The sequence below is a fragment of the Gottfriedia sp. NPDC058432 genome, from assembly GCF_042721555.1.
Classification (GTDB): Bacteria; Bacillota; Bacilli; order Bacillales; family Bacillaceae_G; genus Gottfriedia.
In genome coordinates this window covers 45,097-62,165 of sequence record NZ_JBHXLC010000001.1, presented here as the reverse complement: position 1 = coordinate 62,165, position 17,069 = coordinate 45,097, and the positions used below count along the sequence as shown (strand labels likewise).

15 protein-coding genes and 1 other annotated feature are annotated in these 17,069 nt (G+C 33.2%); of the genes, 9 read left to right on the top strand and 6 right to left on the bottom strand.

All coding sequences use genetic code 11. From position 1 onward, the window contains the following. Window positions 1-157 precede the first annotated feature (157 nt). The 5 genes from ACFWM3_RS00405 to ACFWM3_RS00385 all read right to left on the bottom strand — a co-directional run bounded on the left by ACFWM3_RS00405 (window position 158) and on the right by ACFWM3_RS00385 (window position 5,281). Window positions 158-454 (bottom strand): rhodanese-like domain-containing protein, encoded by a 297-nt coding sequence (locus ACFWM3_RS00405; RefSeq protein WP_056473331.1) that lies wholly within the window; start codon window positions 452-454, stop codon window positions 158-160. A gap of 138 nt (window positions 455-592) precedes the next feature. Beyond that, window positions 593-3,010 (bottom strand): leucine--tRNA ligase, encoded by a 2,418-nt coding sequence (gene leuS, locus ACFWM3_RS00400; RefSeq protein ID WP_390309600.1) that lies wholly within the window; start codon window positions 3,008-3,010, stop codon window positions 593-595. A 75-nt stretch (window positions 3,011-3,085) separates the two neighbouring features. After that, window positions 3,086-3,302: a binding site (T-box leader), on the bottom strand. Window positions 3,303-3,367: 65 nt separating this feature from the next. Then, window positions 3,368-4,570 (bottom strand): MDR family MFS transporter, encoded by a 1,203-nt coding sequence (locus ACFWM3_RS00395; RefSeq protein WP_390309598.1) that lies wholly within the window; start codon window positions 4,568-4,570, stop codon window positions 3,368-3,370. Between the two features lie 230 nt (window positions 4,571-4,800). Next, the gene (locus ACFWM3_RS00390; protein ID WP_390309965.1) at window positions 4,801-4,950 is read right to left on the bottom strand and encodes a glycogen biosynthesis protein GlgD; all 150 of its coding nucleotides are present in this window, start codon (window positions 4,948-4,950) and stop codon (window positions 4,801-4,803) included. A 61-nt stretch (window positions 4,951-5,011) separates the two neighbouring features. Next, window positions 5,012-5,281: a DUF2524 family protein gene (locus ACFWM3_RS00385; RefSeq protein WP_056473319.1), complete on the bottom strand. Its 270-nt coding sequence runs from the start codon at window positions 5,279-5,281 to the stop codon at window positions 5,012-5,014. 187 nt (window positions 5,282-5,468) lie between these two features. Between ACFWM3_RS00385 and mnmL the strand changes: the two genes are divergently transcribed. From mnmL to ACFWM3_RS00365, 4 genes are all read left to right on the top strand, one after another. Beyond that, window positions 5,469-6,431 carry a tRNA modification radical SAM protein MnmL/YtqA gene (gene mnmL, locus ACFWM3_RS00380; protein ID WP_390309597.1) on the top strand — a complete coding sequence of 321 codons (963 nt, stop codon included), beginning with the start codon at window positions 5,469-5,471 and terminating at the stop codon, window positions 6,429-6,431. Beyond that, on the top strand, window positions 6,428-7,003 hold the full coding sequence (gene mnmM, locus ACFWM3_RS00375; RefSeq protein WP_056473317.1) for a tRNA 5-(aminomethyl)-2-thiouridylate-methyltransferase MnmM: 576 nt from the start codon (window positions 6,428-6,430) through the stop codon (window positions 7,001-7,003). The genes mnmL and mnmM overlap by 4 nt, the downstream gene beginning before the upstream one ends. A 205-nt stretch (window positions 7,004-7,208) precedes the next feature. Beyond that, a complete protein-coding gene (locus ACFWM3_RS00370; RefSeq protein WP_390309595.1) occupies window positions 7,209-7,685 on the top strand; it encodes a hypothetical protein in 477 nt (158 codons plus the stop codon). Between the two features lie 869 nt (window positions 7,686-8,554). Continuing rightward, window positions 8,555-9,706 carry a cation:proton antiporter gene (locus tag ACFWM3_RS00365; protein WP_390309593.1) on the top strand — a complete coding sequence of 384 codons (1,152 nt, stop codon included), beginning with the start codon at window positions 8,555-8,557 and terminating at the stop codon, window positions 9,704-9,706. A 59-nt stretch (window positions 9,707-9,765) separates the two neighbouring features. On the opposite strand, the gene ACFWM3_RS00360 is transcribed toward ACFWM3_RS00365, so the two are convergent. After that, window positions 9,766-10,860, bottom strand: a complete 1,095-nt coding sequence (locus tag ACFWM3_RS00360; RefSeq protein ID WP_390309592.1) for a tetraprenyl-beta-curcumene synthase family protein — start codon at window positions 10,858-10,860, stop codon at window positions 9,766-9,768. Between the two features lie 159 nt (window positions 10,861-11,019). Between ACFWM3_RS00360 and ACFWM3_RS00355 the strand changes: the two genes are divergently transcribed. The 5 genes from ACFWM3_RS00355 (at window position 11,020) to speE (ending at window position 17,029) form a co-directional block, all read left to right on the top strand. After that, window positions 11,020-11,547 (top strand): gamma carbonic anhydrase, encoded by a 528-nt coding sequence (locus tag ACFWM3_RS00355; protein ID WP_056473308.1) that lies wholly within the window; start codon window positions 11,020-11,022, stop codon window positions 11,545-11,547. A gap of 413 nt (window positions 11,548-11,960) precedes the next feature. Then, window positions 11,961-12,494 carry a phosphatase PAP2 family protein gene (locus tag ACFWM3_RS00350; protein ID WP_390309590.1) on the top strand — a complete coding sequence of 178 codons (534 nt, stop codon included), beginning with the start codon at window positions 11,961-11,963 and terminating at the stop codon, window positions 12,492-12,494. A 12-nt stretch (window positions 12,495-12,506) separates the two neighbouring features. Beyond that, window positions 12,507-13,658, top strand: a complete 1,152-nt coding sequence (locus ACFWM3_RS00345; RefSeq protein ID WP_056473305.1) for a glycosyltransferase family 4 protein — start codon at window positions 12,507-12,509, stop codon at window positions 13,656-13,658. Between the two features lie 207 nt (window positions 13,659-13,865). Beyond that, entirely contained in the window at window positions 13,866-14,702 is an 837-nt protein-coding gene (speD, locus tag ACFWM3_RS00340) for an adenosylmethionine decarboxylase (protein ID WP_056473304.1), read from the top strand. Then, a complete protein-coding gene (speE, locus tag ACFWM3_RS00335; RefSeq protein WP_216600081.1) occupies window positions 14,699-17,029 on the top strand; it encodes a polyamine aminopropyltransferase in 2,331 nt (776 codons plus the stop codon). Before speD ends, speE begins: the two co-directional genes overlap by 4 nt. Window positions 17,030-17,069 lie beyond the last annotated feature (40 nt).

Genomic DNA, 17,069 nt, shown 5'->3' with positions numbered 1-17,069 from the left:
AATATATGAGGTTCTACTTTAATATATGTCACAACTCCATGGTTAATATTCCTTATGCCAAAAAACATTAGCCTAATTTAAATCAAATAAATAAAAAATCCAACAAAAACGTTGGATTTCAGTAGTTTAGACAAAGTATAGACACAGACAATTTTTTTTATTCAATCTCGCCTTCCCAGGCCATCATTCCACCTTCCATGTTAATCGCCTTATAGCCTTGCTCATTTAAATATTCACAAACATTCTCACTACGAACGCCTGCCTTACAAATAAAAATGTATTCAAATTCTTTATTAAAAACATCTAATTTGCTAGGAATTTGCCCCATTGGAATATGAACTGCTTCTGGAATTTTCCCATACTCAACCTCATAATCCTCTCGTACATCTACTAAAAATAGCGTTTCTCCTGCTTCTAAACGCTCTTTAACTTCATTTGCAGAAATCGTATTCATCTTAATTCATCCTCCCTATATAGCAACATCTTAACAACTAATTATTTTCTATGCAAAAAGTACGTTTCAATGGATCAATTTACAGAAATGAAATAAAAAAAAGAAAAAACCTCATAAGAGGTTTTTCGAATTAACTATTTAGTTAGCAACGATATTGACTAATTTGCCTGGTACAGCAATAATTTTTCGAACAGTTTTGCCTTCAACTTGTTCCTTAACTGCATCGTCTGATAATGCAATTTGCTCCATTTGCTCACGAGAAGCATCTTTTGCAACAAGTAATTTTGCTTTTACTTTACCATTAATTTGTACTACGATTTCAATTTCGTCTTCTACAAGCTTAGCTTCATCGTATGCTGGCCATGTAGCATATGAAATTGAATCGCTATGACCTAATTTACTCCAAAGTTCTTCACCGATATGTGGAGCTACTGGTGCTAATAGTTTTACGAAACCTTCAACCATTTCTTTTGGTAATTGGTCAGCTTTATATGCTTCATTGATAAATACCATCATTTGTGAAATTGCAGTGTTAAAGCGTAAACCTTCAAAGTCCTCTGTTACTTTCTTTACTGTTTGATGATATGTTTTTTCAAGACTACTAGAAGTAAGACCTTCAACAATTTTATCTGAAAGTTCTTCGTTATCAGTGATAAATAAACGCCATACTCGGTCTAAGAAGCGACGAGAACCATCTAATCCATTTTCTGACCAAGCGATTGATGCGTCTAATGGACCCATGAACATTTCATATAAACGTAATGTATCAGCACCATGGCTAGCAACGATATCGTCAGGATTTACAACGTTTCCTTTAGACTTAGACATCTTTTCATTATTTTCCCCTAAGATCATTCCTTGGTTGAATAGCTTTTGGAATGGCTCTTTTGTAGGAACTACACCTAAATCATAAAGGAATTTATGCCAGAAACGAGCGTATAGTAAGTGAAGAACTGCATGCTCTGCTCCTCCAATGTATACATCAACTGGTAACCAATGCTTTAGTAATTCAGAATCTGCGATTGCTTCGCTATTATTTGGATCAATATAACGTAAGTAATACCAACAGCTTCCGCCCCATTGTGGCATTGTATTTGTTTCACGTCTTCCTTTTTTACCTGTTACTGGATCAACTACATTAACCCAATCAGCAATATTCGCTAATGGTGACTCTCCAGTTCCACTTGGGCGAATATCTTCTGCTTTTGGAAGAATTAATGGTAATTCCTCATCAGGAACAACTGTCATCGTACCATCTTCCCAGAAAATTACTGGAATTGGTTCTCCCCAATATCTTTGACGAGAGAATAACCAATCGCGTAGACGATAAGTAACTTTTTTCTCACCAGCTTTTGAAGAATCTAACCATTCAATCATTTTTCCAAGTGCTTCTTCTTTATTTAAACCGTTTAAGAAATCAGAGTTAACATGTTTGCCATCTCCAGCGTAAGCTTCATTTTGAACGTCTCCACCTTCAACAACTTCAATGATTGGTAATTTAAATTTAACTGCAAATTCGTGATCGCGCTCATCATGTGCAGGTACTGCCATAACTGCACCAGTTCCATAGCTTGCAAGTACATAATCAGCAATCCAAATTGGAAGCTTTTCGTTATTTACAGGATTTATTGCATATGCACCTGTGAATACACCAGATTTATCTTTCGCTAAATCAGTTCGCTCTAGATCACTTTTCGATTTAACTGAATCGATATATGCTTCAACAGCTTCTTTTTGCTCTACTGTAGTAATTTTACTTACTAAATCATGTTCTGGAGCTAATACAACATAAGTTGCACCGAATAATGTATCAGGACGAGTTGTAAATACAGTTACTTTCTCATCGAATCCATCAACATTAAAGTAAACTTCTGCACCTTCCGAACGGCCAATCCAGTTACGTTGCATTTCTTTTAAGCTTTCAGGCCAATCTAATTCTTCTAGATCTTCTAATAAACGATCAGCATAAGCTGTGATTTTTAAGATCCATTGCTTCATTGGACGACGTTCAACCGGATGTCCTCCGCGCTCACTTTTCCCATCGATTACTTCTTCATTAGCTAAAACTGTACCAAGAGCTGGGCACCAGTTAACTGGAACTTCATCTACATAAGCTAATCCTTTTTCAACCATTCTTAGGAAAATCCATTGAGTCCATTTGTAATAATTAGGATCAGTTGTATTTACTTCACGATCCCAATCATAAGAGAATCCTAGAGCCTGAATTTGATTACGGAAAGTATTAATATTCTTTTCAGTAAACTCAGCTGGATCATTACCTGTATCTAATGCATATTGTTCTGCTGGTAGACCAAATGCATCCCAACCCATTGGATGAAGTACATTATAGCCTTGCATTCTTTTCATTCTTGAAAGGATATCAGTAGCTGTGTACCCTTCTGGATGACCTACATGTAATCCCGCTCCAGATGGATAAGGGAACATATCAAGTGCATAAAATTTCGGCTTGCTTGTATCGTCAGTTGTTTTAAACGTTTTATTTTCTAACCAATACTTCTGCCATTTCTGTTCAATAGTACGATGATTAAAACTCATTTTATAGCCTCCTTATTTCATATAAATGGCTCGGCTGTGGCTTGCGCTTTAAAAATAAAAAAATCCCCCCATCCCAAAAGGGACGAGAGGATTTCCCGCGGTACCACCCAAATTAATGTAAAAATACATTCACTTGTTTCCGTAACGTGGAACACGACATTTATTACTTGGTAAAAACCGTTCACAAATGTGGCTTATGGGTGAGTTCATGAATAGAATGGATTGACTTTCACCAGCCGTCAACTCTCTAAACCTCTTCATATTCACTACTATTCCCAATCATTGCCGATCATTTAGATTTAATTTATACCATTTTATTATAACCAAAGAAAAAGGTCAATTATACATCGCCTATTTTTAAGAAGCAAAAGTTTGATTTTCAGCTTTTACTACTTTTTTTGCTAATCTTTCATAGAGCACAGAGAAAACCATGCTTATTAATAAAAAGACAACTAAAATGATAAATAATACTCTCATATTAAATGTATCAACGAGTGCTCCACCTATAACAGGTCCTAACATTCTTCCAACCGTTGCTGCACTATTTACAATCCCTTGATACATTCCTATCCGATCTTTTGGAGCAAGCATGTTTGCAATTGTTGGTACTGCAGGCCATACGAACATTTCTCCAATTGTTAAAATGATCATGCCAGCCATAAACATTGAGAACTGTTCTGCAGTACTTACAAAAATAGTCGAAACGATAAAGAATCCAATTCCAAATAACATTTGCTTTCTCATACTTAACGCATATTTACGAATAGCAGATGATATTACTGGTTGAGCTATTACAATAAGTGCACCATTTACAGTCCATAACAGACTATATTTTTTTAAGCCAATGTGTAGATTCTGCATTTCTGTAGCAATCGTAGTTTGCCATTGTACATAAACTAACCAACATAAAACGTACGCACAACAAACAATCATCAGAGCCTTCATTGAAGGAGTAAATGAAAATTTTTGTTTTTCTGCTTTTTCTACAGGAGAAGTTTCTATTATTTCCTTAGGTACTCCGATATCTCTAAATCCAAATAAAGCGACTAAGAAGAAAACAATATATAATAGCAAATTAGCAGAGAAAATATAATTAATATTAGCAGCCGCAACATATCCACCTAAAGCCGTACCAATCGCAACACCAAGATTTTGAGCTACATAAATTGCATTAAAAGCTTTACGTCCACCTTCTGGCCATGCCGCTCCAACCATTGCATACATTGATGGAAATACAATACCAACTCCAAACCCTAATATTACGAAGAAACAACTGTAATATGTCCAAGAATGATTAATAACCAAACCTAAAATCGACAAAAACGTAATACTAATACCAGTTAGGATTGACCTATATCCTCCAAATTTATCAAATAGCCACCCCCCCAGCATATTACCAAATACACCAGCCAATGAATTAAACATTAAAATAAGCCCTGCAACAGACAAGGACTTTCCTAAATATATATGGATGTATACTGTATTGAATGGCCATAAAAAAGAATTACCTGTAACATTTAAAATCATACCGATTAACAAAAACCATAGTTTTTTTGGCATTCCTTACTCCCCTCAAAGCTGTCCCTTTTTATCTATTTTTATCTCTTTAACTCATTAATTGTAGAGGAGAATCGACCTACTTTCAAGAGGCAAGCATTGAGTGCGGAGAGATAGGAAGGACAATAAACCTAGAAAGTATTAGGAAAGCATCATATAAACCCTAAAATTACCAAAAAACAAAGAAAAAAGAAGGCGCTGATGCCTTCTTTTAAGATTGCTTTTCTATTTCATTATCCCTGCTTTGATCTCTGTGGTTGACCTTTTTTAGCGTTATTTATTTTCACTTGATCTACTGCAGAAAGTTCACCAGAGAATTCTGTTTTTGTTTTATTTTTTGTTGTTTGTTCAGGGTTATTACTTTTTGATTTCTTTTTTACCACTTTTGGATTCCTCCCGAGGATTGCATATTCTTGTACGTATTCTTGCATATTCTAATCTCCTTTAGTGCGGAGTAATAATCATTTGATGTTGTAGTTGTGTTAATTGTCTACGTAAACGATAGAACTCATCTTTATTTTCTGCATTTGCAAGGTTTGCAACTTTTTCAAGCTCAATAAGTGCTTCTTCAATACCTGCTTGTGCTTGTGAATATTCAATATCATTATAATGCTCTTGTCTCATTCCAATTTCTAATTGTCCTACTGCGTAATCATATGCTTCTTTTGCTTTTTGTACTTGTTCTTGTCCGAAATTGCGATCTGTTATTCCCAAGAAAATACCTCCTTTGAGACTTTAATGAAGTATCCGCTATGTAGGTTACCTCAAAAATAGTATTTCCGAACCTTTCAATCGGAGTACAATTATTTCTTTACAAATAAGAAAGGTTTTTCCATTTGGTTTTCTTTTTAGAGCATGATAAAATCGATAATATTGACTTAAATTAAGGGAGGGATGAGGAATGACAAAAAACAATCCTTTTCCATATACAATAGATCATAAAAGATACCATTCGTGGAATTATCATTTAAGACAACAATTTGGCGAAAAAGTTTTTAAAGTTTCAATTGACGCTGGATTTGATTGTCCAAATAGAGATGGTTCAGTTGCGTTTGGGGGTTGTACTTTTTGTAGCGCATCTGGTTCGGGCGACTTTGCAGGTGATCGAGCTGAGGATGTTGTAACTCAATTTCATAAAATAAAAGATAAAATGCATGAGAAATGGCAAAACGGAAAGTACTTAGGCTATTTCCAAGCATACACAAATACTCACGCACCAGTAGAAGTATTAAAACAAAAGTTCGAACCAATATTAGAGCAAGAAGGCGTAGTAGGTTTATCAATCGCAACAAGACCGGATTGTTTACCAGATGATGTCGTTGAATATCTTGCAGATTTAAATAAACGAACTTATTTATGGGTTGAATTAGGATTACAAACTGTTCACGAAAAAACTGCAAATATTATTAACCGTGCACATGATTATAAAACTTACGTAGAAGGCGTAGAAAAATTAAGAAAGCACAACATCCGTATTTGTTCACATATTATTAACGGGTTACCTCTTGAAACACCAGAAATGATGATGGAAACTGCGATGGAAGTTGCTAAACTTGATATCCAAGGAATTAAAATTCACTTACTTCACCTATTAAAAGGTACGGCAATGATGAAGCAATATGAAAAAGGACTAGTTGAATTCATGGATTTTGACGCTTATATTAACTTAGTCGTTGATCAGCTTGAAATCATTCCAAGTGATGTAATCGTACATCGTATTACTGGAGACGGTCCACCTGACTTATTAATCGGACCAATGTGGAGCTTAAAAAAATGGGAAGTATTGAATGCAATTGATCGTGAGTTTGAACGTAGAAATAGCTGGCAAGGTAAATTCGCAAATAATCGAGTACAACTAACATGATTCTAGATCGTATTTTACCGTACGCTAGAAAGCTCCTCCAATCAACTGTTAAAGAAGGCGATATTACGATTGATGCCACAATAGGTAATGGTCATGATACAGTATTTTTAGCAAAATTGGTTGGTGAAACTGGTCATGTTTACGGATTCGATATCCAAGAATTAGCTATTCAAAAGACGTCTGAAAAAATAAATAATGAAAATTTAAGCACTCAAGTTACACTTTTGCAAAGAAGTCATGCAGAAGTAAAACAAGTAATTCCAGCTTCATTTCATGAGAAATTAAAAGGTGCAATTTTTAATCTTGGTTATTTACCTGGTAGTGATAAGTCAGTTGTAACAGTACCCGAATCAACCATTTCTGCAATAGAACAAATACTCGAAATGATGGCTCCTGAAGGGATAATCGTAGTTGTGATTTATCATGGTCATGAAGGCGGAGAAATTGAAAAAGATGCATTAATGAACTTTGCTCAAAACATCCCTCAAGACTTGGCACATGTATTAACTTATCGATTTATTAACCAAGCAAATAATCCGCCTTTTATATTAGCAATTGAAAAAAGGGCTTAAGAAAAAACTGTCTAATTTAAGACAGTTTTTTTCTTTTTTCAGATTGCTGAAAAATAAAATGGTCAATAGGGAAAACGGACATTAAATAAAATCTTCATACCCATTATAAACACCTTAAAAATTCATTAAAAATTCATTAATGGTAAATTTTTCTTTGGAAATTGGTAAAGATAAAAAAATCAAAATAAGAAAAGAGGTAATCAAAATGAAAAAAGCTATTTTTGCAGGTGCAGTAGTTAGTCTTTTTACACTTAGTACAATTACAGTAAATGCCGAAAACATCGCGGCAGCAAATTATTATGTCCATCCACATCATGATCACGATGCAACAACAGAAGAAGGTGAGCATCATAGACATCATCACCACCACAAAGCAAATAAAATGTTAGAAAACCACAAAAAAGAAGTTGTTAAGTATATTTCAAATTACTTAAATCAACCTGAAGCTAATATAAATAAAGCTGTTAAGCAACACAAAATGGAAATGAAGAAGTTAATATTTATTGCAGTTGTAGCAAAACTTTCAAATAAACCTTTGGAAAATATCATCGCTCAAAAAGGTAAAACAAATTCATTTAAAGAAATTTTAGATAATAATAATATAAAACGTGAGCAATTTTTTGAAGAAATGAAAAGAGTTCATCGAGATATATTTACTCAAATTGAACCAACTAAAAAATAAATTAACCCGAGCGCCCCTTAAGTTATTTTACTTATTGGGCCTTTTTTTTGTTTAAATTACTCGTTTTCTAAAGAAGTGTTATAAACAAACTATCAAGTTTTTTATTAAGAACATATCCTTTTTAGATATAACATAAAATTTATTTATCTAGTAACTTTATCGATCTATAAATATTTACAAAAAATTATTAATAAAATCTAATTACGGCGTATTCATGAAATTAATTGAATATTATGTAAAGATATAACCACTTAATTGATTTGTTCATACAAACCAATTCGTAGTTGATTGATCTATACCAACTCTAGGGGCGTGAAGAGTTGACTACAAATCTAAACAATATGAATAAAATATTTCGTAATGTTTTTCAATTCGTTTTACGGAATTCGAATTGGATATTATTATTGATTGGATTAATTGCGTTCATCAATTACTGGTCAGTTTTTTATCTTGTTTCATTATACAGAGGATTTCGTACTGAATCTTCACAAGTAAATCAGATGACCCTTTGGGTAATTTATGGGTATTTCTATGGTTTTTTCGGGAGTATGATTTTAATTTATGTACACTCTTTCGTCCTAAAACATATGTTATTTTTTCGAAAAATTAAAAGTGCCATTTCGTTTATACTCCTTCATTTTGCTTATTTTATTTCACTTATTTTATTAATTCTATTAAACTAATTTTCTATTTTAATTGTTAGCAATCTATTACTTAAGCTTGTTTTCTAATTCAATTTTAGTTTATACTTAGATTAAATTTAATGCATTGTTCGGAGGAGCCTGTCACGATAGGGATAAGTATGTACTATTTTACTTACCCTATTGTGGCAGGTTCTTTTTTTATGCGTTCAGACAGGAGATGAATTTATGCTTTACGTGCAACTTGCGATTATATTGATTGCCTCTAAAGTTTTTGGGGATTTAAGTACAAAGCTTGGTCAACCTGCAGTTTTAGGAAAGCTATTAATAGGAATCATACTAGGTCCAGCTGTACTTGGAATCATTACTGAAACAGAAACATTACATGAAATGAGCGAAATTGGTGTCATTTTACTTATGTTTATTGCAGGTTTAGAAACTGATGTAAATGAATTTAAACGAACTGGGAAAGCTTCTTCTTATGTAGGTGTACTTGGAATACTATTCCCATTATTCGCAGGTTATCTTTATGGTATCTCTATAAATTTAAGCCAATTTGAAGCTATTTTTTTAGGGCTGATTCTTTCTGCGACTAGCGTAAGTATTTCTGTGGCTACATTAAAAGAGATCGGTAAACTTAAAACAAAAGATGGTGCAACAATTTTAGGTGCTGCCGTAATTGATGATATTGTTGTCATCATAGCATTAGCATTTGTTATGAGTTTCAGTGGCAGTGCCGTTAGTTTACCAATTCTTTTATTTAAAAAGTTTATATTTTTTACATTTTCCATATTAATCGGTTGGAAGATTGTACCTTGGTTCTTAAAAAAGTTTATAAAACTAAACGTTTCAGAAACACTTATCTCTGCTGCTTTAATAGTATGCTTCTTATTCTCAGCCTTTGCAGACCAAACAGGAATTGCTGCAATAATCGGAGCTTATTTCGCAGGTATTTCGATATCCGTTACTAAGTTTAAACAAGAGGTTTTTGAAAAGGTCGAAACTATTGCTTACTCTGTATTTGTACCTGTGTTTTTCACTTTAATAGGTGTATCAGTTCAATTTACGGGGTTAAGTCATTCGATTCCGACTATTATTATAATAAGTATTATCGCTATTTTAACGAAACTAATTGGTGGGGCATTAGGAGCAAAACTTGCGGGATTTCCAACTAAAAATTCACTCGGAATTGGTTCAGCAATGGTATCACGCGGGGAAGTTGCCCTAATTATGGCATCAACTGGTTTAGCAAATAATCTTTTAAGTAAGGAAATGTTTGCGATCCTTGTTATAGTGGTACTAATCACAACAATTGTGACTCCACCACTTATGAAGTTATTTTTCACAGAGAAAAGTAAAGTTTTAAATGAAAATGTGTAAACAAAAAAAAGGATAGTTTTATTTACTATCCTTTTTTGTGTTTACCTGCTTATTCTTTTTTAAACTGATTCCTTCACCCTTTTATTACTCGCCTTTAACTCTTTTAATTTAAAATATAACTTTGCATTTCCGTAGAAAAAGAATGATGTCAAGCCACCGTTCTTAACAATCCCTCTTCTAATCCTTTTCATCTCGTCTGGCCCTGCCATTTTTTTATCGGCCAAGTAAATACCTAACAATCCTTGACAGATCATTCGATGAAAACGATAGTCTTTTAAATCTTTTAAGGCTTGATTACTCTTAGTTGAAAAATACTCAATCCTATTTAACATGACATCTTTAGAAGGGTAATAACTGCAGAAATTTAAATCTCCGCCTTCTTCGTCTTCCTTTTGATCAATTACATAATCTAGTAGTATATGAAGTCCTTGTACATAAGGGAAATAACTCTTATAAACTTGTTCAAATAATTTTTCAGAAATCACTTCGTTAAATGAATAAGAAACTAAACAAAAAATCCCAAGAGTTGAACCTGCGCACGCGGAGAATTCATACCATTCTAAGTCAGAAAGTTCTGGTTGATATTTTTCAAACCAATTTGTTAATCTAGGAACTCTCTCTTCTTTTTTTACATGCTTATGTATTTGTAACTTACAATAATAATCAGCAAGTTGGACTAAGTACTCTTTAATTCCCTCATAATGCTTCGATTGATTTAAACTACTATGACACTTTGAAACTAGTGCACGTAAATATCCACCATCATCTTGTTCTTCTCGGAAGCGATAATACATTTGATCTGATTTTTGACATTTTACTGCATCAATCATTGACTCATGTAATGCTTCAAAATCAACTGGATCAAGCGAAGTACTACGATCACATAAATTATCTAAGTAATCACTAATTGTTTGATATGCAACGATAAACTCTATTACTGGTTTTAAATTCTTTTCAGAAAGTAATGCTAAAATTGCACCACCTTCACAATGGAATGTTTTTGTATCAATACTCATTAATGCTTGTTTTCTAAGTTCTGGATCTGGAATTGTCGTAGCAAAATTTCGCCAATAGTTTAATTCCTGATGCACTAAAGGAAAAACACCTTTATAAACTTTCGGCATTAATTGTATTGGATTTTTAGGTAGTGACATTTTTTCACTCCTCCCTATTTTTCATTTATTACATATTGTTTAAATAAGTTATACTCATATTGAAGTAAATATTATGGAGGTGAACTACGTTGCCTTGTTGTTTAGACAAATTCAACTAAACAATCATCGTATTTTTAATATGCTTGGCAACGGTATAGTATGATATTACCATACAAAGGGAAGCAACCCAAAATCGAACCATCAGCTTTTATCGCTTCAACTGCAACTGTTACCGGTTCTGTCACAATTGGAGCAAATAGTAGTGTATTTTTTGGTGCAGTAATCCGCGGCGACGTTAATGATACAATCATTGGAAATGATGTAAATGTTCAAGATTTATCTGTACTACACCAAAGTCCAAAATGCCCTCTAATTTTAGAAGATGGCGTAACAATTGGACATAGTGTTATTTTACATAGCTGTACAGTTAAAAAGAATGCATTAGTTGGGATGGGTTCAATCGTTTTAGACGGTGCCGTAATCGGTGAAGGTGCAATGATTGGTGCAGGTAGCTTAGTTCCAGGCGGAAAAGTAATACCTCCTAACACATTAGCGTTTGGTAGACCTGCTAAAGTAGTTCGAGAATTAACAGAGGAAGACATCGTTGATATGGATCGAATTCGTAGAGAGTATGTTGAAAAAGGCCAATTCTATAAAAAAGTAGAAGAAGAAAATCTATCAAAGTAATTTGAGGATTTATTTACATATTAGTGCAAAAGAGAAGGACTGGATTTAAGCCTTCTCTTTTTGTTTTACTGATAATTTTATTAATTTCGGTCTTTTTTTTAATAATTTCATGTAATTACTGTTGTTTTGGCCCAGTTTATTTGTGGTCCTAATTGCAGTTTTACCGGTTTAATTTGTAGTTTTGATTTTTTAAATTGTAGATTTGCTAGTTTTATTTGTAGTTTCAGCTTTTTTATTTGCACCTTCAAGGATTTATTTGCACTTCACGTTTAATGCATACACTAATCATCCCCCGCTCCGATCCGTTTAATAAAAATTTACATATCTAAATTATTCATTTACAAAAGCTTCTATTTAAATCCATAAACCCTTTTTATAATGAAGTTACAAACCAGCATAATGGAGGATGAAAAATGAGCGCTATTCTTCAAAAGATTCACACATATGAATGTCAACTGTTTTATCGCGTTAATTCATTGTTCCAGAAGCGTTACTTGAATTTTTTCTTTCGTAATATTACACATCTTGGAGGAGCTACTTTTACAATTGCATCAGCATTAATTTTATTAATTTATTCCAATGGTGAATTACATGAAGCGTCAATCTTATGTTGTTGTACCCTTGCTCTTAGCCATATTCCTGTTCATTTTCTTAAACGTTTTTATCCACGTAAAAGACCTTATCTTAAACTAGAAGGTACTTTTGTTCTAAAGGACCCTTTAAAAGATCATTCCTTCCCTTCTGGTCATACAACAGCAATTATTTCTGTTGCACTTCCTATTATGATTTATTTACCATTTTCAGCATTTATTTTACTTCCTTTAGTTTTGTGTGTTTCTTTCTCTCGAATTTATCTTGGCTTACATTATCCAACAGATGTATTTTTCGGAATTTTACTTGGCATATTTACTACATTTATTTCACAATTTTTTATCTATCATTTGTAAGGGGGAGAAGTTATGAGAGTAGCTATTTTTACAGACACCTTTATTCCTCAAGTGAATGGTGTTGCCAAAACTTTAAATAGATTCACAAATTACTTAAAAGACCATGGCCATTCATACCATATGTTTGCTCCTGAGGACTACGGTTTATCTTCAACGGAAGATGTGACAAGATTAAAATCTGTACCATTTAAAATTTATCCTGAATGTAAAATTTCATTTCCAAACCTTTCTAAAATGAAAAAGACACTCAAAGAATTTAATCCGGATATTATTCATATCGCAACGCCATTTACTATTGGATTAAGTGGTCTCCATATCGCTAAAAAAATGAAAATTCCTTTGGTTGCTTCATACCACACAAATTTTGATCATTATCTTCAGTACTATAACTTAACATTTTTAGAAAATATTTTATGGAAGTATTTAGATTGGTTTCATAAACCTACTCAAAAAATATTTGTTCCTTCAAAGGATACATTCAATCATTTAGTGACAAAAGGTTTTAACAATCTCTCTATTTGGACCCATGGTGTTGACTGTTCAATCTTTCGTCCAACTTTAAATCATAGTGAAATAAAACAAAAATATAATATTACTTCTAAATATACGGTTTGTTTTGTCGGAAGAATTGCACCTGAAAAAGATTTAGAAACTTTATCGAAAATAATAAACTATACTAAACAACGTTTTAACAAAAATTTAACTTGGTTAATCGTTGGAGATGGTCCAAAAAAAGAAGAAATGATCAAGAAAACGGGTACTGATCAAATCATATATACAGGCTATCTTCAAAAAAAGGACTTAGTTGAGATATACGGTGTGTCTGATTTAATGGTGTTTCCTTCTGATACTGAAACATTTGGAAATGTAGTACTTGAAGCAATGGCATGTGGAACACCAGTGATTGGTGCAAATGCAGGTGGAGTTAAAAATATAATTAGAGATTATTCAACTGGTGTCCTTTGTGAGCCCCAAAATACATCTTCTTTTTGCCAAGCAATTGAGGATTGCTTACATGGAAACGAGATGTTGAAGCATATGTCAAAAAAAGCAAGAGATTATGCATTAACGCAAGATTGGAATAGTATCTTTAATAAATTAGTACTGGAATTTGAACTAATCTTTAAACCACAATCACCAATCCTCATATCTAAGAAAGCTTGAGATTTTTCTGGATTTCATTTTCTGAATATTTTAAATAAAACAACAAAAAACTTATCGGTCAGCAACTCCTCAAACCTCAACTTATGTGAATAATGAATAATTCAAAAACAAACAATATATATTGAGTAGTTACACTAGCGACTATTGTACAGTCGCTTTTACTTTTGGTACGTACTTTTTCACTTTGTAAAATTAGGAGGACAATAGATGAATATTTCATCGTCAAATAATTTTCAACTTTATGGTTTTAATAACTTAACGAAATCACTAAGTTTTAATATGTATGATATTTGCTTTACAAAAACGAAAGCAGAACGTGAAGCATATATTCAGTACATCGATGAACAATATAACGCTGACCGTTTAACAAAAATTTTGACTGAAGTTACGCATATAATTGGAGCTCACATTTTAAATGTTGCAAAGCAAGATTATGATCCTCAAGGTGCAAGTGTTACGATTCTCGTTTCAGAAGGTCCTGTCGATAACCCATCATCTGAAACTTTTTCCGAATCGCCTGGTCCATTACCGGAGCTAGTAGTAGCAGCTTTAGATAAAAGTCATATTACTGTTCATACCTACCCAGAATATCATCCGGATGATGGAATTAGTACGTTCAGAGCAGATATTGATGTATCTACTTGTGGAGAAATTTCTCCCTTAAAAGCCTTAAACTATTTGATTCACCAATTTGATGCCGATATTATGACAATTGATTATCGTGTTCGAGGATTTACTCGTGATGTTAGTGGTTATAAATTATTTATTGATCATGATATAAACTCAATCCAAAATTACATTCCTCAAAAAATAAAGGATATGTATCAAATGATTGATGTGAATGTGTTCCAAGAAAATATTTTTCATACGAAATGTAAGTTGAAACAATTTAACTTAGATAATTATCTTTTTGGCTACACAAAAGAAAAATTAGATGCGGATGAAATTTCAGCAATAGAAGAAAAAGTGAAGTATGAGATGGATGAAATCTTTTACGGTAAAAATTTGTGGAATGGTCCTGATGTGGAGGATATTGATGGATGATGGATCACAGTAAAACACCGCTTTTAACTGAATTAGTCCGATATGCTAAGGAAGATATTACAAGCTTCGATGTTCCCGGGCATAAAAGAGGTAATTCACTCGAGGAATTAAGAGAGCTTTGGAGTGATATGGCTCTTAAAATGGATGTCAATTCTTCAAAGCGTGTTGATAACTTATCGCATCCAACAGGTGTAATCCAAGAAGCCGAAACTTTATTAGCAGATGCCTTTCATTCAGATAACGCTTATATGTTAGTAAATGGTTCGACTTCTGGAGTTCAATATATGATTATGAGTGCACTTGAACATGGAGATAAAATTCTCCTGCCAAGGAATGTACATAAATCAGCGATAAATGCATTAATCTTAGCGGGTGCTAAGCCAGTATTTATTGAACCCGAAATCGATTATGAGTATGGAATTGTAAATGGCGTTTCAGTAAAATCTGTCCTACATGCACTGGATTTAAATTCGGATGTTAAAGCCATCCTTATTATAAATCCAACCTATTTTGGAGCAACTTCAGATTTAAAACAAATTATCGACATTGGTCATTCCAGGGGGATTCCTGTTTTAGTAGACCAAGCGCATGGTGCTCACTTTTCTTTTCACCCTGATTTACCAAGTAACGCTGCCCTTCTTGGCGCTGACCTTGTTACCCTTAGTTTGCATAAAACTGGTGGTGCTTTAACACAAGCATCAGTTCTACTACATAATGATGGGATCATTACTAAAAATAGGGTTCGATCTACAATTAATTTATTTCAAACAACATCTGCTTCCTATTTACTTATGTGTTCAATCGACGTTGCAAGAAAGAAATTAGTTTTAGAAGGTCAAGAGCGTTTTGAAAAATTACTCAATTTAACAAGAAAAGCTAAAGAAGAGATTAACTCCATAAAAGGATTAAAATGTATTACGCGAGATTCATATCGAAATGGCGTTGGAGTTTTCGATTACGATGAGTTAAAACTCGTTGTTAAAGTTTCTGATTTAGGAATGTCTGGTTTTAAAGTATATGACATGCTTGCGGAAGAATATAAAATTCAAATCGAACTTGCTGAACCTAATGTCATTTTAGCAATTATCTCACTAGGTGATAATGAAGACACCATTCAAACATTGATTGATGCATTAAGAGATATTAGTGATCGATATTACGGAAAACTTCCAAAACTTGAGACAGATATAAGTGTTGCATTAAAAAATCCTAAAATGGTCATGACTCCTAGAGAAGCGTACTATCATCCAAAACGTATTATTTCAATTCATGATGCTAGTGGATTAATTAGTGGTGAATCAATCATGATTTACCCTCCTGGTATCCCTCTTTGTATACCTGGTGAATTAATTTCAACCGAATTGATTCAGCATTATCTTTATTTAAAATCAGAAGGAACGATCACAATCAACGATGATGATGACCCTTATATAATAAAGGTCGTCGATCGAAGTTTGGAGGAAAATTTAATGGATTTATGGTATACAGAGAATCACCAAGAAGATACGAAGTTCTCCATAAAAGTTCAAGAACATATTCATTCTGAAAAAAGCGAATTTCAACAAATCGATTTCTTTAGAAGTGAAACATTTGGAACATTCTTCACCCTAGATGGATATATGATGGTGACTGAAAAAGATGAATTTATCTACCATGATATGATTACGCATGTATCAATGGCCGTTAATCCAAACATAAAAAAAGTACTTATTATCGGTGGAGGCGACGGTGGTACTGCTCGTGAAGTACTACGTTACCCAGGTGTGGAAGTTGTTGATATGGTAGAAATTGATGAGCGGGTTGTTAGACTATGCCAACAATACTTGCCTTTAACGGCTTCAAAATTAGATCAAGATAGTCGATTAACCTTATATTTCGAAGATGGTCTAAAATTCGTACAAGAAGCTGATGAAGGTTATTACGATCTGATTTTGGTAGATTCAACGGATCCAATTGGACCTGGTGAAGGGCTTTTTACTGTTGCTTTCTATAACAATTGCAAACGAGTATTAAGCGAAGAAGGTATACTAATTAACCAGCATGAAAGTCCATATTACGCTAGTTACGCCCACGAAATGAAACGAGCTCATTCCAAAATTAAAGAAACATTTCCGATTTCAAAAGTCTATCAATTCCATATGCCAACATATCCATCTGGACATTGGTTATTCGGATTTGCTTCAAAAAAATACGATCCAATTAAAGACATTAAAGCAGATGAATGGAATAAGTTAGGGATCGAAACAAAATATTATAATACAGACCTTCATGTTGGGTGCTTTATGCTTCCTACTTATGTAAAAAAACAATTAGATAATGAAGAGTAAGTCTGAAAAATCAAATTTAATATACTTTATATACAAACAA